This window comes from Clostridium coskatii, assembly GCF_001675205.1.
GTDB lineage: Bacteria > Bacillota > Clostridia > Clostridiales > Clostridiaceae > Clostridium_B > Clostridium_B ljungdahlii.
Genome location: NZ_LROR01000070.1, coordinates 1 through 19779 on the forward strand (window position 1 = coordinate 1; position 19779 = coordinate 19779).

The 19779-nt window shown below is 30.5% G+C and carries 20 protein-coding genes, 4 tRNA genes and 1 other annotated feature; of the genes, 10 read left to right on the forward strand and 14 right to left on the reverse strand.

What is annotated here, in order from left to right:
- Positions 1 to 328: 328 nt before the first annotated feature.
- The 7 genes from pheS to ytxC all read right to left on the reverse strand — a co-directional run bounded on the left by pheS (position 329) and on the right by ytxC (position 7653).
- Positions 329 to 1342 (reverse strand): phenylalanine--tRNA ligase subunit alpha, encoded by a 1014-nt coding sequence (gene pheS / locus CLCOS_RS16715; RefSeq protein WP_063601480.1) that lies wholly within the window; start codon positions 1340 to 1342, stop codon positions 329 to 331.
- A 61-nt stretch (positions 1343 to 1403) separates the two neighbouring features.
- Positions 1404 to 1629 (reverse strand) — a binding site (T-box leader).
- A gap of 191 nt (positions 1630 to 1820) precedes the next feature.
- Positions 1821 to 2603, reverse strand: coding sequence for a TrmH family RNA methyltransferase (locus tag CLCOS_RS16720; RefSeq protein ID WP_063601481.1), 783 nt, complete (start codon positions 2601 to 2603; stop codon positions 1821 to 1823).
- A gap of 78 nt (positions 2604 to 2681) precedes the next feature.
- On the reverse strand, positions 2682 to 3041 hold the full coding sequence (gene rplT, locus CLCOS_RS16725) for a 50S ribosomal protein L20 (protein WP_013240072.1): 360 nt from the start codon (positions 3039 to 3041) through the stop codon (positions 2682 to 2684).
- 28 nt (positions 3042 to 3069) lie between these two features.
- Positions 3070 to 3267: a 50S ribosomal protein L35 gene (gene rpmI, locus CLCOS_RS16730; RefSeq protein WP_013240073.1), complete on the reverse strand. Its 198-nt coding sequence runs from the start codon at positions 3265 to 3267 to the stop codon at positions 3070 to 3072.
- 19 nt (positions 3268 to 3286) lie between these two features.
- Entirely contained in the window at positions 3287 to 3808 is a 522-nt protein-coding gene (gene infC, locus CLCOS_RS16735) for a translation initiation factor IF-3 (RefSeq protein ID WP_013240074.1), read from the reverse strand.
- Positions 3809 to 4007: 199 nt separating this feature from the next.
- The gene (thrS, locus tag CLCOS_RS16740) at positions 4008 to 5921 is read right to left on the reverse strand and encodes a threonine--tRNA ligase (RefSeq protein WP_063601482.1); all 1914 of its coding nucleotides are present in this window, start codon (positions 5919 to 5921) and stop codon (positions 4008 to 4010) included.
- Between the two features lie 832 nt (positions 5922 to 6753).
- Complete coding sequence (gene ytxC, locus CLCOS_RS16745) at positions 6754 to 7653, reverse strand: putative sporulation protein YtxC (protein ID WP_023162194.1); 900 nt, start codon at positions 7651 to 7653, stop codon at positions 6754 to 6756.
- Positions 7654 to 7967: 314 nt separating this feature from the next.
- On the opposite strand from ytxC, the gene CLCOS_RS16750 reads away from it, so the two are divergent.
- From CLCOS_RS16750 to CLCOS_RS16765, 4 genes are all read left to right on the forward strand, one after another.
- Positions 7968 to 8043, forward strand: a tRNA-Val gene (locus tag CLCOS_RS16750).
- Between the two features lie 63 nt (positions 8044 to 8106).
- Positions 8107 to 8182, forward strand: a tRNA-Phe gene (locus tag CLCOS_RS16755).
- A gap of 12 nt (positions 8183 to 8194) precedes the next feature.
- Positions 8195 to 8269: transfer RNA gene (locus CLCOS_RS16760), tRNA-Gly, on the forward strand.
- Positions 8270 to 8274: 5 nt separating this feature from the next.
- A tRNA-Cys gene (locus CLCOS_RS16765) sits at positions 8275 to 8348 on the forward strand.
- 139 nt (positions 8349 to 8487) lie between these two features.
- Here CLCOS_RS16765 and CLCOS_RS16770 read toward each other — a convergent pair.
- Positions 8488 to 9150 carry a L,D-transpeptidase family protein gene (locus CLCOS_RS16770; RefSeq protein ID WP_063601483.1) on the reverse strand — a complete coding sequence of 221 codons (663 nt, stop codon included), beginning with the start codon at positions 9148 to 9150 and terminating at the stop codon, positions 8488 to 8490.
- Between the two features lie 127 nt (positions 9151 to 9277).
- Between CLCOS_RS16770 and CLCOS_RS16775 the strand changes: the two genes are divergently transcribed.
- On the forward strand, positions 9278 to 10429 hold the full coding sequence (locus tag CLCOS_RS16775) for a pyridoxal phosphate-dependent aminotransferase (protein WP_063601484.1): 1152 nt from the start codon (positions 9278 to 9280) through the stop codon (positions 10427 to 10429).
- A 103-nt stretch (positions 10430 to 10532) separates the two neighbouring features.
- Here the strand turns inward: CLCOS_RS16775 and dapB are convergent, their stop codons facing one another.
- The 3 genes from dapB to CLCOS_RS16790 form a co-directional block, all read right to left on the reverse strand.
- Positions 10533 to 11285: a 4-hydroxy-tetrahydrodipicolinate reductase gene (dapB, locus tag CLCOS_RS16780; RefSeq protein WP_063601485.1), complete on the reverse strand. Its 753-nt coding sequence runs from the start codon at positions 11283 to 11285 to the stop codon at positions 10533 to 10535.
- A 138-nt stretch (positions 11286 to 11423) separates the two neighbouring features.
- Positions 11424 to 12305: a 4-hydroxy-tetrahydrodipicolinate synthase gene (gene dapA / locus CLCOS_RS16785; RefSeq protein WP_013240080.1), complete on the reverse strand. Its 882-nt coding sequence runs from the start codon at positions 12303 to 12305 to the stop codon at positions 11424 to 11426.
- A gap of 56 nt (positions 12306 to 12361) precedes the next feature.
- Complete coding sequence (locus tag CLCOS_RS16790; RefSeq protein ID WP_023162199.1) at positions 12362 to 13354, reverse strand: aspartate-semialdehyde dehydrogenase; 993 nt, start codon at positions 13352 to 13354, stop codon at positions 12362 to 12364.
- Between the two features lie 492 nt (positions 13355 to 13846).
- Here CLCOS_RS16790 and CLCOS_RS16795 point away from each other — a divergent pair, with 492 nt between their 5' ends.
- The 4 genes from CLCOS_RS16795 (at position 13847) to dapD (ending at position 16764) form a co-directional block, all read left to right on the forward strand.
- Positions 13847 to 14116, forward strand: coding sequence for an alpha/beta-type small acid-soluble spore protein (locus CLCOS_RS16795; RefSeq protein WP_023162200.1), 270 nt, complete (start codon positions 13847 to 13849; stop codon positions 14114 to 14116).
- A gap of 136 nt (positions 14117 to 14252) precedes the next feature.
- Positions 14253 to 14993 (forward strand): class I SAM-dependent DNA methyltransferase, encoded by a 741-nt coding sequence (locus CLCOS_RS16800; protein ID WP_063601486.1) that lies wholly within the window; start codon positions 14253 to 14255, stop codon positions 14991 to 14993.
- A 29-nt stretch (positions 14994 to 15022) separates the two neighbouring features.
- Positions 15023 to 15913, forward strand: coding sequence for an Hsp33 family molecular chaperone HslO (hslO, locus tag CLCOS_RS16805; protein WP_023162202.1), 891 nt, complete (start codon positions 15023 to 15025; stop codon positions 15911 to 15913).
- A gap of 134 nt (positions 15914 to 16047) precedes the next feature.
- Positions 16048 to 16764 carry a 2,3,4,5-tetrahydropyridine-2,6-dicarboxylate N-acetyltransferase gene (dapD, locus tag CLCOS_RS16810; protein WP_013240085.1) on the forward strand — a complete coding sequence of 239 codons (717 nt, stop codon included), beginning with the start codon at positions 16048 to 16050 and terminating at the stop codon, positions 16762 to 16764.
- A gap of 76 nt (positions 16765 to 16840) precedes the next feature.
- On the opposite strand, the gene CLCOS_RS16815 is transcribed toward dapD, so the two are convergent.
- The 3 genes from CLCOS_RS16815 to pdaB all read right to left on the reverse strand — a co-directional run bounded on the left by CLCOS_RS16815 (position 16841) and on the right by pdaB (position 19060).
- Positions 16841 to 17566, reverse strand: a complete 726-nt coding sequence (locus CLCOS_RS16815; protein ID WP_029169898.1) for a single-stranded DNA-binding protein — start codon at positions 17564 to 17566, stop codon at positions 16841 to 16843.
- Between the two features lie 80 nt (positions 17567 to 17646).
- Positions 17647 to 18144: a hypothetical protein gene (locus CLCOS_RS16820; protein ID WP_063601487.1), complete on the reverse strand. Its 498-nt coding sequence runs from the start codon at positions 18142 to 18144 to the stop codon at positions 17647 to 17649.
- 163 nt (positions 18145 to 18307) lie between these two features.
- Positions 18308 to 19060 (reverse strand): polysaccharide deacetylase family sporulation protein PdaB, encoded by a 753-nt coding sequence (pdaB, locus tag CLCOS_RS16825; protein WP_063601488.1) that lies wholly within the window; start codon positions 19058 to 19060, stop codon positions 18308 to 18310.
- Between the two features lie 190 nt (positions 19061 to 19250).
- Between pdaB and CLCOS_RS16830 the strand changes: the two genes are divergently transcribed.
- The gene (locus CLCOS_RS16830; protein WP_063601489.1) at positions 19251 to 19778 is read left to right on the forward strand and encodes a DUF4364 family protein; all 528 of its coding nucleotides are present in this window, start codon (positions 19251 to 19253) and stop codon (positions 19776 to 19778) included.
- Position 19779: the final 1 nt, after the last annotated feature.

The following is a 19779-nucleotide window of genomic DNA, read 5'->3' on the forward strand; positions in this document are numbered from 1 at the left end:
ATTTAAAAGAGCTTCATTATTGTAAAAATATATCTGCGCATGAATTTTATTTTTAAGATAGAAATTAAACATAAGATTCTAAATGAAATTGAACCTATATCCGCCAATATGATGACAAAATTGAAATCACGTTTAAAAACTTTTTTAATAAGTCTTAGTGAGATATTTTAGAAAATCTTAGGAGTTTAGATATGTTTGAGGTACGAGTTTAGCTAAGCTTCTTAGATTTTCAAAATATCGAACTTTAGACTTATTAAAAGTTTTTACGGTGATGAAATTTGTCAACTTATTCGGCGGTATATGCCAATTTCAATCTAGAAATTCTATATTAAAATTGATTTAAAAATCTCATGTCACTTTCATACATGTTTCTTATATCATCTATTCCGTATTTTAACATAACCATCCTATCTACACCCATTCCAAAAGCAAATCCGCTGTAAACTTCAGGATCTATTCCACAATTTCTAAGTACCTGAGGATGAACCATTCCGCATCCTAAAAGTTCTATCCATCCTTCTCCCTTACATACTCTGCAGCCTTTTCCATGGCATACAAAGCAACTGGCATCCATTTCTGCAGAAGGTTCTGTAAAAGGGAAATGATGAGGTCTGAATTTTGTACGTATGTCATTTCCGAATAACTTTTTAGCAAATAGTTCAAGAGTGCCTTTTAAATTTGCAAAAGTTATACCTTTGTCAACTACTAGGCCTTCCATTTGATAAAATATAGGTGAATGAGTAGCATCCACTGAATCTGAACGATAAACTTTACCTGGAGATATCATCTTTATTGGGGGTTTTTGTTTTTCCATAGTTCTTACCTGTATTGGAGAAGTTTGAGTTCTAAGCACTACATTGTCATTTATATAAAAGGTATCCTGTTCACCCCTTGCTGGATGATTTTTAGGTATGTTAAGTGCTTCAAAGTTATAATAATCCTTCTCTACTTCAGGACCTTCTTCTATAGTAAATCCCATAGAAATAAATATCTGTTTCATCTCTTCTAGTGTTTGTTCTAGCGGATGGCGCTTTCCTACAGTTTGCTTTATGCCAGGCATAGTAATATCAATGGTTTCATTCTGCAGCTTTGCTTGTGTAGCACTTGATTTTATCTTTTTTGATGCCTCTTCTATAGCATTTTCCAGTGTACTCCTCACTTCATTGGCAAGCTTACCAATTGCAGGTCTTTCTTCTTTGGAAAGATCCTTCATGCCCCTGAGTATTTTTGTAAGTTCTCCCTTTTTACCTAAATATTTAACTCTTATATCCTCTATATCTAACTTTTTATTTTTTAATTCGTTAAAGGCATTTTCCTTTATCTGTTTTAATTCTTCTTTCATTTTAAACTCTCCTTTCACTACAATCTTTTTAATTTAAAACAAAAATAAAAAGCCCATCCCTCTAAGGGACGAACTTTGATCCGCGTTACCACCCAAATTGATACTATTAGAAAATAATATCCTCTTTGTATATTTTAACGATAATTAACCGCTGACTACTAATTATAATTTCACAGCCAGTACTCCAGGAGGAACTTCAATATATAATGTTTTAAAAAAAGCTTTCAGCCCTGACTTTTTTTCTCTGATAAAAATCATATATCTACTTTCTCTTTCACAGTAAGTGTTCTTATTCAAATTTTATTATTTATCCGATGACTACCTGCTCTAATACTCCCACTTCTCCAAGTTGGAGTAAAGAGCAGCTACGTCCCTGGATAACGATTTCTAAGCATCAGGTGGAGTCAAAACTCCATCTGATGTCAAGAACTCTGTTTATATCTTTAAATTTTACATATATATTTACATATTGTCAACATTAAATTGCATTTTGTCTTACCGCTTCGAACATCATTATAGACGCCGCTGCAGACACATTTAATGATTCAGCACCACCTGGCATCGGTATCTTTACCTTTATATCAGAAATATCCTGTATGGTTTTGCTAAGACCATTTCCTTCATTTCCCACTGCAATTATAACTTTTCCCTTTAAATTTGCACTATAAAAGTTAATATCAGTGTCCAGAGAACTTCCTATCAACTTAAATCCACTTTTTCTGAGAAGTTCTACTTTTTTCAAATCCTCATCATAGATTACAGGTACATGAAATATAGAGCCCATTGTTGATCTCAACGTCTTCTCATTATATATATCTACCGTTCCCTTTGTAATTATAACCCCTAAAGCTCCAGAAGCATGTGCACTTCTTATTATAGTACCCATATTGCCTGGATCTTGAATCTTATCTGCCAGTATATAAAATCCTTCTTTGTTTGGGGCTTTCAATTCTCTATTTTCCACTACAGCAGCTATTCCCTGAGGATTTTCAGTATTCACCATAGCCTTAAATACACCTTTTTCCATAAAATACACAGGAAAATCACATTCAAAATTTTCTTTTAGTAAAAGTTTTTCCCACTTATCCGCAAAGTCACTGCTTAGAAAAATTGAAGATATTTTGAAATTAGAATAAAGTGCCTCTCTTACAAACCTAAAACCTTCTATTAAAAACTTACCCTCTTGAACCCTGTATTTCTTTTCCTTTAATTTTTTCACTTCTTTTATATGTGCATTATCTTTACTTTTAATTATATCCATAATAGTCCACCTTATTATGATAATTTGCCTATAAAAAAGTACAGCATAATTATGCTGTACTTTTTATGTAATATAATATTATGCATTTAGTTGTTTTTTAGCTACTTCAACTAATTCAGTAAATCCTTTAGGATCATTTATAGCTATTTCTGAAAGCATCTTTCTATTCATATTAATGCCTGCAGTCTTTATTCCATTTATAAACTTGGAATATGAAAGTCCATTCATTCTAGTTGCAGCATTTATTCTAGCTATCCATAATTTTCTAAAGTCCCTCTTCTTTAATCTTCTTCCTATATATGAATATCTTAGAGCCCTTAAAACTGTTTCATTAGCAGTTCTAAATAATCTACTTTTTCCGCCATAATAACCTTTTGCAAGCTTTAATATTTTTTTATGATGTTTACGAGCGTTTACTGCTCTTTTTACTCTTGCCATAGTAAAACCTCCTTTTAGAATCCTTCAATTATACGTAAGGCATTAATTTTTTCATAATTTTTTCTTGAGTTTCTGAAACAAGTCCTGCTTTTCTTAAATTCCTTTTAGTTTTTGCACTTTTCTTTGTAAGTATATGACTTTTAAAAGCTTTTGATCTCTTTAACTTACCAGTTCCTGTAATCTTAAATCTTTTTGCTACACTTCTTTTAGTTTTCATTTTTGGCATAATAAATTCCTCCTCTCAATTATGCTTTCTTTGCTGATAAAAACATTATCATGTTTCTTCCTTCAAGCTTAGGTTGCCTTTCTATTACACAAACATCCTGAAGTTTAGAATGAAATATATCTAAAATTTTTTTACCTATAAAGGAATAATCAGCTTCCCTTCCTCTAAATCTTACAGTAACTTTAACTTTATCTCCTGCAAGTAAAAATTTTCTTGCATTTTTAGCTTTAATGGAAATATCATGTTCTTCTATTTTAGGGCTAAATCTAACTTCTTTTATATTAACAACTTTCTGTTTTTTTCTAGCCTCTTTATCTTTTTTAACCTGCTCATACATAAATTTCCCATAATTCATGATTTTACAAACCGGTGGCTTTGCATTTGGAGATATCATAACCAAATCCAATTCCTTTTCTTCTGCAAGTCTTAATGCTTCTTTTGATAATATAATTCCCATTTGACTTCCATCATCTGAAATAACTCTTACTTCTTTTTCTACTATATCCTGATTTATAAGAAAACTTTTATTAATGATTTTCACCTCCTAGGTGGAATTTAACAAAGCATATAAAAAAGGACAGCTACCGCCGTCCTTTGAATACATCAATAATAAAGAATCCTTTTAATTAAGAAATCTTCATAACCTTACTGGCTGTGCCGTAAGGTGAGAAACGGCTAGTTTCTTCTTAACGAATTACATTATACTATTGTTATAGCTTATAGTCAATATATAATTTTAATTATATATCACTTATTTTTTTATCTATTTCATCTTTAAGTTTTGAAATGAAATCATCTAGTGCCATAGTTCCCATATCTCCGCCTTTTCTGCTTCTTACAGATATAGTTTTATCTTTCATTTCTTTTTCTCCTAGTACAATCATATAAGGAACTTTCTGCATTTGAGCTTCTCTTATCTTATATCCTATCTTCTCATTTCTCATATCTGATTCTACCCTTATATCATTTTCCTTTAACTTTTCAACTACTTCATTTACGTAGTCATCCTGAGCATCAGTAATATTCATTACTTCAACTTGTATTGGTGCAAGCCAAGCTGGAAATGCTCCTGCGTAGTTCTCTATCAAAATTCCTATAAATCTTTCTATAGATCCAAATACAACTCTGTGAACCATAACTGGTCTGTGCTTTTCCCCATCTGCTCCAACATAAGTTAAATCAAATCTTTCTGGCATCTGGAAATCCAATTGAACAGTTCCACACTGCCAAGTTCTTCCTATGGAATCTTTTAAGTGGAAATCTATCTTAGGTCCGTAGAAAGCTCCATCTCCTTCATTTACCTTATAATCAAGTCCTACTGCTTTTAATGCATCCTTAAGTCCTTCAGTTGCAGCTTCCCAGTCTTCATCACTTCCCATAGAATCTTCAGGTCTTGTTGATAATTCAACGAAATACTCAAATTTAAATACTTTATAGAAACTGTCTATAAGTTTTATTACATTTACTATTTCATCTTTCATATTATCTTTAGTCATAAATATGTGAGCATCATCTTGAGTAAAGCATCTTACTCTCATGAGTCCATGAAGAGCTCCAGATTTTTCATGTCTATGAACAATTCCCATTTCACCATATCTTATAGGAAGGTCTCTATAAGAATGTATTTTGTTCTTATAAACAAGTATAGAACCAGGACAGTTCATTGGCTTTATAGCATAATCTTCATCATCTATTTTTGTAAAATACATATTTTCTTTATAATGATCCCAATGTCCTGATTGATGCCACAATTCTTCATTTAATATAATAGGAGTCATTATCTCATCATATCCTGCTTTATGGTGAACTTGTCTCCAGTAATTTTGAAGTTCATTTCTTATAATCATTCCCTTTGGATGGAAGAATGGGAATCCAGGTCCTTCTTCATGTATGCTGAAAAGATCAAGTTCTTTTCCAAGTTTTCTGTGATCTCTCTTTTTAGCCTCTTCCATCATTGTTAAATAATCTTTAAGGTCATTCTTTTTTTCAAAGGCAGTACCATATATTCTCTGGAGCATTTTGTTCTTTTCATTTCCTCTCCAATAAGCTCCTGCAATTGAAAGAAGTTTTACAACTTTAACTTTACCTGTTGATGGTACATGAGGTCCTGCACATAAATCTACAAAATCTCCCTGTTTATAAAAAGATATAATTTCATCTTCAGGCAAATCTTTTATAAGCTGAACTTTATAAGGCTCATTCTTTTCTTCCATTAACTTTACAGCTTCATCTCTTGGGAGTTCAAATCTCTCCAATTTTTCATTTTCTTTTATTATCTTATTCATTTCACCTTCAATTTTCTCAAGCAATTCCGGTGTAAATGAAAAGTCAGCATCCATATCATAGTAAAATCCATCATCTATAGAAGGTCCTATAGCTAACTTCACTTCTGGATACAATCTTTTAACTGCCTGTGCAAGTATATGAGATCCAGTATGCCTTAATATCTTTTTTCCATCTTCATCTTCAAATGTCAAAATTTCAAGTTTACAATCTTCATTAATTTCCTTGTTAAGTTCCTCTACTTTACCATTTATTTTAGCTCCTAGAGCCTTTTTACCAAGTGAAGTGCTTAATTTTGCTGCAACATCAGCTACTTTTAATCCTTTTTCTACTTCAAGTTCTTTTCCATCTTTTAAGACTATCTTTATCATATTTACTCCTCCTCATATAATTAGTTTTATACTGAATTTACATTCAAACAGTACTTGAAACTTAAAATTAAGCAATAAAAAAACGCTCCCACAAAATGGGGCGAGTATTATCACGGTTCCACCCAAATTAATAGCATTAACCTTTTAATAAAACAAATAAATATACTGCAAAAAAAAATCATACTACATATTATATGTAAATTAAAACTTTTTTCACAATTACTTATAAGATTAAGCTGTCTGCTTTAATTAAAAAATTAAAAGCAACATGCTATTATCTTTGAATCCATAACGCAGATTAGCGGGAAATACTTACTTAATTTCAGTATACAACTCAAAGGTGGTATTCAATAAATCTTGCCTAAAGGATATTTCAGCTTAAAATCCTTCTCTCTTAAGGTAATTGATTTACTTACTTTTCCTCTTCATGGCCTTTATCCTATTTGAGCTTATTATATTATTCTGCAATGGGTATGTCAATATGAGAATGTAAATTTTTTATTCTATAGTTGTCCAATTCTATAGCATACGGAGACTTCTACACAAAATTTAAATCATACTCTGAATAGTTAACTTCTGAACATATGAAATTTTGACTTAATATAAAAATAATGCGAAGCAAAGCTTCGCAAGTTAAGAATTAATAATGAAAAATTAATAGTAAAGGATAATTTTTAGCTATCGCAAAAAATTTTTTAAATTTATATAAGTCAGATCTTAATAATGTTTTCTTCAGCAAGACGAATAGTGAAAATTTTAATCAAAGGTTTTTTGTAGTGTAACGAAAAAAATCCACATTAACTATTAATTCTTAACTATTAATTAAAAATATCTACACCCTGTTTAAACTATTTTTTATAGTTTTGCAAATACCACAATTATTACAAAATTGTACTTTATGAGTAAACACTTTTTTAATAGTATCAATAAGTTCTGTATTTTTACAATTTTCCACGCAGTGAATAACTATTTTTTCAGGTGAATTAGTTATAAGTGCACTTATTAAAACATCATCAGAATAAGTATCATTTCCATATCTTAATTCCGTTAAATCTCTAAAAAAATTATCTGTTATTTCTTCTCCCTTTTTATTTTTTATAATATAGCTTCCATCATTATCAATAATTATATTCACATAATCTATTTTGCTCTCTTGGATATCCACAAAATACTTTAAAAGCTTTATAAATTCATCGTATTCTTTTTCTACCATATATTTTTCCACTACTTTATCAACTATAACTTCTAAATCATTAAAAATCTCTTTTCTCCTAAAAGTTATGAAACCATCTACATTTATTTCCTTATTTTCAGCCATACAATCTGATATTTTATTCAAGATATCGTTCTTTTTATTTATACAATAAATGGAGTTTTCATCTATAATTGTGCTTCTTCCCTTTAACACTTCCATGCTCTTTTCTCCAATTTTCTCTAAATCTTCATATTTTAAAAAGAAATACGTATCTGATAAAAAAAGCATAGCATCTTTTTCATAAAATTCATCTACCAATATGTTATAAATTATATTTGAAACACACATATTAAATATATTCATAAGTTTATTGTTAATTTCCCCGTCACAAAATACCTTAAGGAAGTGAGTACCTTTTTCAATATTTTCATATATTCCAATGAGCACATTTTTATTTTTAAAATATTCTTTTAAATCTCTTATTCCCTGGATTATACACTCTCTTTCTTTACTATATACCATAGTCAATAACAGCACCTCTCAACACTCCCTTCCAAAATAGTATGTGTCTAAAATAAATCTATATTCAAATTTCTATTGTCAAATATCGACAGCTAAATTCTCCAAAAATACCCAATAAAAATTAATTTAGCAGGTGATTCTTAGGTTCAACTAGAGTTTACTCATAAGGATGATTTTCTGCAGCTGAACCTTATTAACAGTATAGAAAGGACGTAAATGCTAGCAATGGTAGCAATCGGATAAAATTGTTACAAATATTTAGTGCACAAGTATTGACAATATACCTATACCAAGATATAATATTAACTGTTGTGGCAGTATTGTCGTAAGGGCGCATAGCTCAGCTGGGAGAGCATCTGCCTTACAAGCAGAGGGTCACAGGTTCGAGCCCTGTTGTGCCCACCAATTTATATACTATTACTTTTTTAAAGTATAGTTTGTAAATGTTCGAGGCAATATATTGTCTTTGGCCAGATAGCTCAGTCGGTAGAGCAGAGGACTGAAAATCCTCGTGTCCCTGGTTCGATTCCTGGTCTGGCCACCAGATTTAAAACATGCGGGAGTGGCTCAGTGGTAGAGCGTCACCTTGCCAAGGTGAACGTCGCGAGTTCGAATCTCGTCTTCCGCTCCAAGAATGGCGCTATAGCCAAGTGGTAAGGCAGAGGTCTGCAAAACCTTTATCTCCAGTTCAAATCTGGATGGCGCCTCCATAAAAAAGTAGTCTATTCAATGGACTACTTTTTTTATTGTATGAAGAGTATTGTTATACAGTTAAAAGTCAATTACTTATGGTGCACAAAATATATCACAAATAATAAGCCTATGTAATAATAGCTATTATTGTGCAAATTAATCCATCAATATTATTCTAAGCTTTTTATAAAAATTCTTATCAACATCATGGCTTTCCGGAAGTTTATTATCCCTTCTAAATTTCATCACACATTTTTTCATACTCTCTCCATAGATACCATCCATACTTCCGCAGTAGTATCCTGCATCTTTTAACCTTCTCTGTATTTCATACACATCTGCTCCCCGAACTCCAGGAGTTAATGTTCTCAGTCCTTTTCCAAAAGCTCCATATGGGCCACCGTAAACAGCTACAATCATACCGTAATAAACGTAATTATATAAATCTTCTACATCGCTATTAAGCATTCTTATACATCCATGAGAAGCCTGACCTCCTATACTATGCGGTTTATTTGTACCATGTATTCCAAATTTACCCCAGGGAACATTTAGGCCTATCCATCTTGTACCAAAACCTCCGCTCCAAGAAGCCATACTAACAACCTTCCAAGTTCCTATAGGTGAAGGTGTTTCATACTTACCGCTAGCCACAGGATATTTTCTTATAATTGTGTTTTTATCTTTATCAATAAGATACAGCATTTCTTCTGTAATATCTACCAGTATTCCAAGGTTCTTCTTTGATTCCTTAGCTCTAATTATCGATGCATTAGGGAAAAACAAAATTAACAATAGTATAAAAGATATTTTTCTCAAAAATTACACCTCCACTTTACTAGTGTTTTATTTCATAATGAAAATATACATATATATAAAAAGTGGAATAATTTTATGAATTAGAGTACAATTCAAATAAATAAATATATAGATTGGAAGTGAAAATTTGAATAGTATATCAAAAAATGTTAATTCTATAGAGCTTTCAGGCATTAGAAAATTTTATAACAAATTAGTTAATTACCCAGATGCCATATCTTTAACCTTAGGTCAGCCTGATTTTAATGTACCTAAAAAAATTAAGGAAGCCATGATACAGTCTATTGAAGAAAATAAAACGGGATATACCTCAAATGCCGGAATTATAGAACTCAGAGAAGAAATATCAAAATATCTTGCAAATTTAGGCATACATTATACTGCAGAAGAAACCTGTATTACCATAGGTGGAAGTGAAGCTTTAATGGATGTATTTGCAACTCTTATAAATACAGGTGATAAAGTATTGATACCAACTCCTGCCTATCCTGCTTATGAAAGCTGTGTAAAAATTTTAGGTGGAAGTGTAATAAACTACAATTTAAGCGATGACTTTTCTATTAATTTTGACAGTTTAAAAAAAATATTGGAGAAGGAAAAGCCTAAATTAATAGTTCTCTCCTATCCTTGTAATCCAACAGGTGCTATTTTGTCTAAAGAAGACAGCACTAATTTATTTAATTTACTAAAAGCAAATGATGTATTAGTGTTAAGTGACGAAATATATGCTTCATTATGCTTTGAAAAAGATTATTACTCTATTGCACAATACAAGGAAATAAAAGATAAAGTTATTTTAATAGGTGGTTTTTCCAAAATATTTTCAATGACAGGCCTTAGAATAGGCTATGTATGTGCAAGTACATACTTTATGAATGAGATAATAAAAGTGCACCAATACAATGTATCCTGTGCTCCTTCCATTTCTCAATGGGGAGCTTACGAAGGCTTAAAAAGCTGTATGAAAGATGTAGATTATATGAGATCTAAATTTATAGAAAGAAGAGATTTTGTTTATGACAGATTAAAATCACTGGGATTCGAGGTAAGCCTACCCAAAGGTGCTTTTTACATATTTCCATCAATAAAAAAATTTGGCATGAACAGCAATTATTTCTGTGAAAAACTTCTAAAAGAAGGCGGTGTAGCAATAGTACCAGGTTCAGCTTTTGGACCAGGTGGAGAAGACCATGTGAGAATATCCTATGCCTACAGTATGGAAGAACTTAAGTTATCCCTATTAAAGATAGAAAAATGGTTAGATACTTTAAAAATATAAATAATCCATCCATAACCTTCAACTATTAATTGTCAATTGTTTAAAAACATATATACACTTTAAAAGAGCTGCACACTAATTAATTAGTGTGCAGCTCTTTGTATTATTTACCACCAATTACATTTTCCATTGAATAAAAACCTTTTTCTCTCTTATACATAAACTCACAAGCATGAAGTGCTCCCACGGCAAAAACCTCTCTTGAAATAGCAGTATGCTTTATCTCAATAGTCTCACCCTGGCCTGCAAATATAACTTCATGTTCTCCTACTATAGTTCCACCTCTTACGGCATGAATGCCTATTTCGTTGTGAACTCTCTTTCTAATTCCTTCTCTTCCATTTACATAGTCAACCTTTTCTGGTATAGAATCCTTTATTGTATCTGCTAAAAGTAATGCCGTTCCACTTGGAGCATCCACTTTTTGATTATGGTGCTTTTCTATTATCTCTATATCAAAGTTTTTATATAAAAGAGCACTTACATCTTTTAATACTTTATTTATGACATTTATACCTATAGACATATTGGCAGATCTGAAAATTGGAATAGACTTTGAGGCTTCCTCAATTTTTTTAACTTGTTCTTCGCTATATCCTGTAGTGCAAAATATAATTCCTATATTATGTTTCTTACCATATTGTAGAAGTGAATCCAAGGAATCCGGTCTTGAAAAGTCTAATATTACATCTCCTTCTACATTACATTCTGATATATTAGCAAACACAGGGAATGCTGATTTTTCATTCTTCTTATCTACTCCTGCAGATATGGATAAGTCCGGGAAATCCTCTACTAAATTGGTTATTACTTTTCCCATTTTACCATTACATCCACTTAGTATAATTTTAATCATTTAAACCTCTCCTCAAATTATTTAATAATCATTAATTACAAAGTCATATATTGATTAACGTGAAAGAAATAAATCTTTCACGTTAAATTAAAGAAAGCTAGCTTTCGTTTTACACAATAATTTAAATAGACTTGTTTTTTATTTTAAAAGTCCATAGTTTTTAAGCTCTGATTTTAAAACATCCAAATTCTCCTTAGACATGTCACAAAGTGGAAGTCTTAAATTTCCAACATTCATATTCAAAACATTCATAGCAGTTTTTATAGGTATAGGATTTGTTTCTATGAACATAGTATTCATAAGTGTAAGAGCTTTTAATTGCATCTTTAGTGCTTCTTTTACATTGCCCTCTAAAAATAATTTACACATATCATGCATATCTTTAGGAATAATATTTGCAAGAACAGATATAACTCCAAGCCCTCCTAAAGACATTATAGGAACTGTCTGATCATCATTTCCAGAATATAAATCAATATCATCCCCGCATAAAGCTTTCATTTTAGCAATTTGACTTATATTTCCACTGGCTTCTTTAACAGCTACCACATTATCTAATTTGCATAATTCTTTTAAAGTTTTAGGCTGTATATTTAATCCTGTTCTTCCAGGTACATTATATACTACAATAGGAGTTTTTATAGCTGAAGACACTGCCTTAAAATGCTCTATCAATCCCTTTTGTGTAGTTTTATTATAGTAAGGTGTGATTACAAGAACTCCATCTACTCCTATACTTTCTGCCCACTTGCTCATGTTTACGGCGGATTCTGTACAATTACTGCCTGTACCTGCAATAACTGGTATTCTCTTATTAACAGTATCTACTGTAAATTTTATTGTATCTTTTCTTTCCTTTTCAGTCATAGTGGAAGCTTCACCTGTAGTCCCACAAATTATTATTGCATCTGTACCTGATTTTATTTGCCACTCAAGTAATTCTTTTAATTTATCAAAGTCCACCCCATTATCATTAAATGGGGTAATAATAGCTACCCCTGAACCTTTAAATAAGCTCATTAAAAGCACCCCTTCTCAATTGAAATTTAATATGCTTATCATCTTAAAATGTATTGTTATTTATCCTTAATTATGCATTCTGCTATTTGAACAGCATTAGTAGCAGCACCTTTTCTTATGTTATCTGCTACAACCCATAGATTTAATCCATTGTCTACGCTAAAGTCCCTTCTTATTCTTCCTACAAATACTTCATCTTTCCCTGCTGCCTCTACTGGCATTGGATATACTAAATTGTCCACATCATCTTTTAACACTACTCCAGTAGCATTCTTGTACAATTCAAAAATATCCTCTATTTTAAAGTCTTTTTTAAGTTCTACATTTATACTTTCACTATGAGAATAAGTTACTGGTACTCTTGCTGTAGTAGCTGTAACTCTCAAAGTATCATCATGTAATATTTTTCTTGTTTCGTTTACCATTTTCATTTCTTCTTTAGTGTATCCATTTTCCAAAAATACATCTATATGAGGAAGTATATTTCCTGCTATTGGATATGGAAATTTCTTAGGTGCATTTCCCTTATATCCTTCTAGTAAATCATTATATCCTCCCATTCCAGCGCCAGATACAGCCTGGTATGTAGAATATACAATTCTTTCTACTCCATATTTATCATAAAGAGGTTTAATTGCCACTATGGCTTGTATAGTCGAACAATTAGGATTTGCAATTATACCTTTATTCCATTTTATATCCTCTGGATTTACTTCAGGGACTACCAAAGGTACCTCTTTATCCATTCTCCAAGCACTACTATTATCTATAACTACCGCACCATATTTTGAAAATATAGGTGCAAATTTAAGGCTTACACTTCCACCTGCTGAAAAAAGAGCAATATCTATTTTCTTATTTTTTATGTTATCTTCTTTTAATTCCTCTACAGTATAATCTTTATCTTTAAATTTTAATATTTTTCCACTTGATTTAGCAGATGCAAACAAATACAATTTTTCTATTGGAAAATCTCTTTCTTCCAGCACCTCTATAAATTTTCTTCCTACCATTCCAGTACACCCAACTACTGCCACGTTACAACTCATTTTAATATTCCTCCTAAAAATTTTATAATATAAATTGATTAAATATTTAAGTTTAAGATCTATTATTAAATATAATACCATGATATCTTAATAAAGATAACCTATTTAATTTTAAATATATCTTACTAAATATTTTACACTAAACTTTTGAAATATGTTCATAGAAATAAATATTATTGGGAATTAAAAATAGCGCATACTTCATACTGCTTAATGCATTATATGCAGCATATAATGCACTTTATAATAAAATTAATTGTTTTGGTTTAAAAATCAAATAATAATTTTGCTTGAGAAGCTTATTTAATAACCATAATACTCCTATAGTTATGTGCATATCATTGAAATTGCTCCTTTAAATGTATATTATATTTAAAATATATACTATAATTATTATAGTATATTAGTATTTATTCTATAATTATTATAGTATGTATAAATCTCGCTTTTGGGGTAAAAATAATCTATAGTAAAAGTGGGAGGATGGTATCAATGTCAAAAACTCCATTAAAAAAAATCATAAAAGCAAAATTGAAATCAAACAGAGAGCTTACAGAAGCTGAAAAACTTAGAGAAAAATTAAAATATGAAATAGCTGAAGAGCTAGGATTAAAAGATAAAGTTAATTCATTTGGCTGGAGCAGTTTAACAGCTGAAGAAACAGGAAGAATTGGCGGCATGATGACTAAGAGAAAAAAGGAATTAAATATACCTAAAAATGAAAGTTTAATAAACCATAGTAAAAGCAAAGACAAACAATAAATTTGACTTATACCTCAAAAATATATAATATTAATTGATAAATACAATTTTACCTTTTTTAACTTTAAACACCTATAAAAATACCTGTAAGAAGGGAGTTAAAGACCGTTATGAAAATTTCATAACGGAAACAAAAATGAACTGCTATGGAAAATTTGCTCATATATATGACAATCTAATAAACAGCGATATAGATTACAGCACATGGGCTAAAAAAATTATGAACATATGTGAAAAATTAAATATAGATAGAGAAAATTATCTGGATTTAGCTTGTGGTACAGGTAATATGACAGAAAAATTGGCACTTTATTTTAAAAATACCTGGGCGATAGATTTATCCAGTGAAATGCTATCAGAAGCAGATATAAAGCTTAGGAACAGTGGATTAAAAGTAAACTTTATATGCCAAGACATAACTAATTTCGAGTTAAACAGGAAATTCAATCTCATAACTTGCTGTCTTGATTCTACAAACTATATATTAAAAGAATCAGATTTACAAAGTTACTTTAAAAGTGTGTTCAATCATTTAGAAAACAATGGAGTATTCCTATTTGATATAAATTCCTATTACAAAATTACAAATATACTAGGTAACAATACCTATACTTACGACGATGAAGATATTACCTATATGTGGGAAAATTATTTAGAAGATGACATTTTGGACATGTACCTCACATTTTTTATACGTCATGAGGATTTTTATAAACGATTTGATGAAAACCATCGTGAAAGAGCTTATACTTGCGAATATATAGAATCCACATTGAAAAATTGTGGATTTAAAATTATAAATAAATTGGACAACTACAGTGATAAAACTGTAACTGATGTTTCTGAAAGAATATCATATATAGTAACTAAACTTTAATACACGTATGATTAGGAGATGGAAATTAAATGATAGATAAATTAATAAGAGCTACAGCTAAAGATGATAACATTCGAATAATAGCAGCCTCTACTACAAATCTAGTAAATGCAGCTGTTAAAATCCATGAATGTGCTCCTACAGCTGCAGCAGCCTTTGGAAGAATGCTCACGGCAGGAAGCCTTATGGGGTCAATGTTAAAATCACCTAAAGATAGCTTATCCCTTATAATTTCAGGAGGCGGTGAAGCTAAAGGAATATCTGTAACTTCCTATGCCGACTGTCATGTAAAAGGATATATAGGAAATCCTTCTGCAGATCTTCCCCCAAATAGTAAGGGAAAACTAGACGTAGGTGGTATCATTGGAATTAATGGAAATTTAACTGTAATAAGAAATATGGGACTTAGAGAACCTTACTCCAGCAAAATTCCTATACAAACTGGAGAAATAGGAGATGATCTAGCTTACTACTTTACAGTTTCAGAGCAAACTCCATCTGCAGTAGCCCTTGGAGTTCTCGTAGATGTAGATTTAAGTATAAAGGCCTCAGGAGGATTCATAATTCAGATGCTTCCTGGAGCAGAAGATCTCCTTGCAGACTTAGTTACCTATAGGCTACAGGAACTTCCACCTATATCAAATATGCTAGCTAAGGGCATGAGTATTTCACAAATATTAAATGATATCTTTAAGGATATGGGATTAAAGATATTAGATGAACTAACACCTACTTATAAATGCGATTGTTCAAGGGAAAGAGTTGAAAAGGCTCTTATAAGCATAGGTGCAAAAGATTTAGAGGAAATTTATAATGAAGGAAAAACTGAAGAATTAAAATGTAACTTTTGTAAGACATCTTATAAATTTACCCATGAGCAAATAGGTGAAATACTTAAAAACTGCACAAAAAAATCCTGATATTAAATACAAATTATCTACATACTTAAACTTTTATATGTTATAATTTGCTTAAAAAACTAAAAACGTAGTTATGCTTACTATAAAAGACTAAAATTTATTCATTATAAATAAAATGGAAAGGATGATTTAAAATGGAAGCAAAATATGATCTTACAGATCCATACCAAATAGCAAAGTATATAAAAGAGGCTAAGAAATCTACTCCAGTCAAAGTTTACCTTAAAGGCGACATATCAAATTGTGATTTAGGCAGTATAGAAAATTATAATAGTGGTGATTTTTTCATTCTCTTTGGTGAAAGCGATGAAATATCAAAATTTTTAGAACAAAACAAAGATAAGATCAAGCAATTTAGAATAGAACAAGACAGAAGAAACTCAGCCATTCCCCTTGCTGATTTAACAAATATGAATGCCAGAATTGAACCCGGTGCTATTATAAGAGATAAAGTTAAAATAGACAAAAATGCAGTAGTAATGATGGGAGCAGTTATAAACATAGGTGCAGAAATAGGTGAAGGCACTATGATAGATATGAATGCAGTAGTAGGTGCTAGAGGAAAACTTGGTAAAAATGTTCACTTAGGTGCTGGAGCTGTAGTAGCTGGAGTTTTAGAACCACCTAGTAAATCACCTTGTGAGATAGGTGACAATGTACTTATAGGAGCTAACTCCGTAATCCTAGAAGGAGTAAAAATTGGAACTGGCTCTGTAATTGCAGCAGGTTCAGTAGTAACAGAAGATATACCTGAAGGAGTTGTAGCTGCTGGAAGTCCCGCAAAAATAGTAAAGTCAGTAGATGACAAAACTAAAGGTAAAACTAAAATTTTATCAGATTTAAGGAAATAATTTATCTAGAAAATACAGGGTATAACCTCCTTAAATTTCAAGGAAAAGGTCTATACCCTGTAAATACAAATTCTGTTTACGATATACGCTTATCGCCTATGTTATCCCCTAAGCTATTTTCATCTTCATTTTTAGGTTGTTCTTTTTCATCTTCTTCGTTTTCTTCCTGCATTTTTTCTTTATCTCTGTTAACTTTTTCCATTTTGGATATAGAAACTTCATACGCTATTTTCTTTACAGTTTCAGTATCTGATATCTTTTTTTGATATTCTCTACTCTGTAATCTTCCCCAAACCCTTATATTGTCACTTACTTTTAATGACTTACAGAACCTAGAATTTCTTCCCCAAGCAATGGTAGGTATGTAATCAGACTTATTATAAGCTCTGTTTACAGCTAGAAGCATATCTGAGATTTCTCTACCAAAGGGAGTTGTCCTATAAACTGGCTCCTTACATATAAATCCATCAAGAAAAATTTGATTTGGATTTTTACTCCTTTCAGTGCAAAAATCTATATTTCTTGCAAATACAGTTAATATCAATCTGTTTGCCCCATCCACAAATTTATTGTAGGACCTAAGCTGTCCTTCTATTATTACATCGGTTCCAACTTTGATATCCATTCCACCTATAAGTCTCTCTGAAATTGTAATGAATAGTATATCCTTACTTTCACTTAATCTAGGAACCTCAACATTAAAGGTGTAAAAACCCTCTCCATACATTTCGTGGCTAAATTGTAATTCTGAAGCTACTGTACCTTCAAGATAGATCTTATTGTTTAACATTAAATTGTCCATCATAAACCCCTCTTTCCCTTAGTTTTAAATGTTTCACTATCATATAGTTATTCATCAAAAAACAAAAATATACTTATAATTTAGCTTAAAGTCATAAATGTTTTATTTTTGATCAAATCATAAATGCACTTGTCTTCCATAAGACCTATAGTTATAGCTACTACAGCTGCGTAAAGTTCATCAATATCTTTGAGTGCCATATTAACTGGAATTTCCTGAGCCTCAATCACCCTTTTTCCCTCATATATAATATCTCTTTGGAGGCAATATACAAATCCGCTAGAATAGTCTAAGCTCGATATAGTAACCGTATTCTTACTTCCCAGTCCATAGGTTATGATGCAACCGGATATATCTACATTATTTTTCATTTTGCTTATTAAATCCATATTTATAAAACAATAATCTCCATCTAGAACTTTGTACCTTTCATTTATAGAATTTAGCACTACATAATTTACCCTTCTACTAACATCATTGTCTGTAAAAGTGGAGTAGTCTAAATTCATTAAATCAAAAATCTCTACCAAATATTTCTTAAACTGGGCATTAGTTTCAATAATTTCTATAGATTGCATCTTTATTACCTCCTGTTAAAATATATGTTTTAAAATTATTTTAAACAGGATATGTTTTTTTATACTATTTTCTAAATTGTAATCCAATCATTGATACTTGCCCTCATTGCCATTATAATACATATTTATTGTGTTTTTCAATAACTGTTTAATATAAGTCATATTAATTTCTCATCTGCTTTCCGTCATAGTCCATTTTATAGTTATCTTTGTATATCAAATCCCCTACCTTAACAAACTTGTATCCTTTTTTCTTTAAATTTACTATTACCCTTTCTAAATTAAGTGGTGTATACTTTGCACTATTATGAAATAATAATATAGAACCAGGTTTTGTACTTTTTATAACCCTGTTGTATTCAAGATCTGCCCCCTGCTCTTTCCAGTCTATACTATCTACATCCCATTGAATGCAGTAATATCCTGAATTCTTTACTGTATCTATTACATCATCATTATAAGATCCTTCAGGACATCTAAATAATTTTGTTCCACTTCCTGTTATGCTTCTTATTTTAGCTTCATTTATGTTTATATCTTCAATAATTTTATCTCTAGATATTTTCGTCATATTAGGGTGTCTATTTGAATGATTTCCTATCTCGTGTCCTTTAGTATATATCTCCTTTAGTTTATCGGGATTTTTATCAACCCAGTCCCCCACTACAAAAAATGTAGCTTTTATATTATGTTTATCCAGTACATTTAATATCTGATCAATGTATTCATCTCCTAGACTAACATCAAAGGTTATAGCAACTTTTTTATCTTTTGTGTCAACACAATAAATAGGTAATTTCCTATTTACTCTTGCAAATGCCCCTTCATATCTATAATTTGCAAATAATGATACGCCAATAGCTATAAGCAATAATATGGACACCATAAATATTTTTTTTATACATCTTGATTTCAATTTTTACCTCCACAATATATTTATTTCATAATTTTATATAGTATTTTATAACAACAAATATTACAAAATTTAAAAAATTTATTGTAGATATATTACATTGAAAAATATGCATTCAAATATTTTATACAATTATGCTATAATATACATATATATTATTTTAGTATTCTTAATTCAATGGAGAGGATTTTAAATGTTTGAAAATACTTTAGAACTAGCAGAAAATAAATTACTTCTGCTTTACATATTTAAAAAAATCAAGTTTCCTATTTCCAATAATCAAATAACCGAAGTCATACTGGAAAATGACTTCATAAATTATTTTACTCTTCAGCAATATTTAAATGAGCTTCTATCTTCTAATTTTATCAAACAGATAGATTCTCAAGGTAACCATAAATTTATAATTACAAAAAAAGGCATAAAGGTGTTGTCCCTCTTCGGAAATAGGATTTCCAAAGATAAAATAGATATATTAGACAGCTATATAGACGAGCATTTTAATGACATAAAAAGTAAAATCTCAGTAAATGCCAACTATACAACTAAACATAAAAACAGCTTTATGGTAAATTTAAAAATATCGGAAAGTAATTCCACCTTAATGAACTTGAAGCTAAATGTGGACTCTAAAAAAACTGCCCAAAAACTATGTGAAAAGTGGGAAAAAAACTTTTCAGAAGTTTATTATAAAATAGTTGAATTACTTATGGAAGATTAAG

What these genes read in the sequence shown, in the direction of transcription:
- thrS (WP_063601482.1), bottom strand. Translation starts at nt 5,921, where the DNA reads ATGATAAAGATAGTCTTAAAAGATGGAAAAGAACTTGAAGTAGAAAAA.
- dapD (WP_013240085.1), top strand. Translation starts at nt 16,048, where the DNA reads ATGGAAGCAAAATATGATCTTACAGATCCATACCAAATAGCAAAGTAT.
- CLCOS_RS16795 (WP_023162200.1), top strand. Translation starts at nt 13,847, where the DNA reads ATGTCAAAAACTCCATTAAAAAAAATCATAAAAGCAAAATTGAAATCA.
- CLCOS_RS16790 (WP_023162199.1), bottom strand. Translation starts at nt 13,354, where the DNA reads ATGAGTTGTAACGTGGCAGTAGTTGGGTGTACTGGAATGGTAGGAAGA.
- pheS (WP_063601480.1), bottom strand. Translation starts at nt 1,342, where the DNA reads ATGAAAGAAGAATTAAAACAGATAAAGGAAAATGCCTTTAACGAATTA.
- dapB (WP_063601485.1), bottom strand. Translation starts at nt 11,285, where the DNA reads ATGATTAAAATTATACTAAGTGGATGTAATGGTAAAATGGGAAAAGTA.
- CLCOS_RS16800 (WP_063601486.1), top strand. Translation starts at nt 14,253, where the DNA reads ATGAACTGCTATGGAAAATTTGCTCATATATATGACAATCTAATAAAC.
- CLCOS_RS16815 (WP_029169898.1), bottom strand. Translation starts at nt 17,566, where the DNA reads ATGGACAATTTAATGTTAAACAATAAGATCTATCTTGAAGGTACAGTA.
- dapA (WP_013240080.1), bottom strand. Translation starts at nt 12,305, where the DNA reads ATGAGCTTATTTAAAGGTTCAGGGGTAGCTATTATTACCCCATTTAAT.
- CLCOS_RS16820 (WP_063601487.1), bottom strand. Translation starts at nt 18,144, where the DNA reads ATGCAATCTATAGAAATTATTGAAACTAATGCCCAGTTTAAGAAATAT.
- CLCOS_RS16720 (WP_063601481.1), bottom strand. Translation starts at nt 2,603, where the DNA reads ATGGATATAATTAAAAGTAAAGATAATGCACATATAAAAGAAGTGAAA.
- rpmI (WP_013240073.1), bottom strand. Translation starts at nt 3,267, where the DNA reads ATGCCAAAAATGAAAACTAAAAGAAGTGTAGCAAAAAGATTTAAGATT.
- CLCOS_RS16830 (WP_063601489.1), top strand. Translation starts at nt 19,251, where the DNA reads ATGTTTGAAAATACTTTAGAACTAGCAGAAAATAAATTACTTCTGCTT.
- hslO (WP_023162202.1), top strand. Translation starts at nt 15,023, where the DNA reads ATGATAGATAAATTAATAAGAGCTACAGCTAAAGATGATAACATTCGA.
- rplT (WP_013240072.1), bottom strand. Translation starts at nt 3,041, where the DNA reads ATGGCAAGAGTAAAAAGAGCAGTAAACGCTCGTAAACATCATAAAAAA.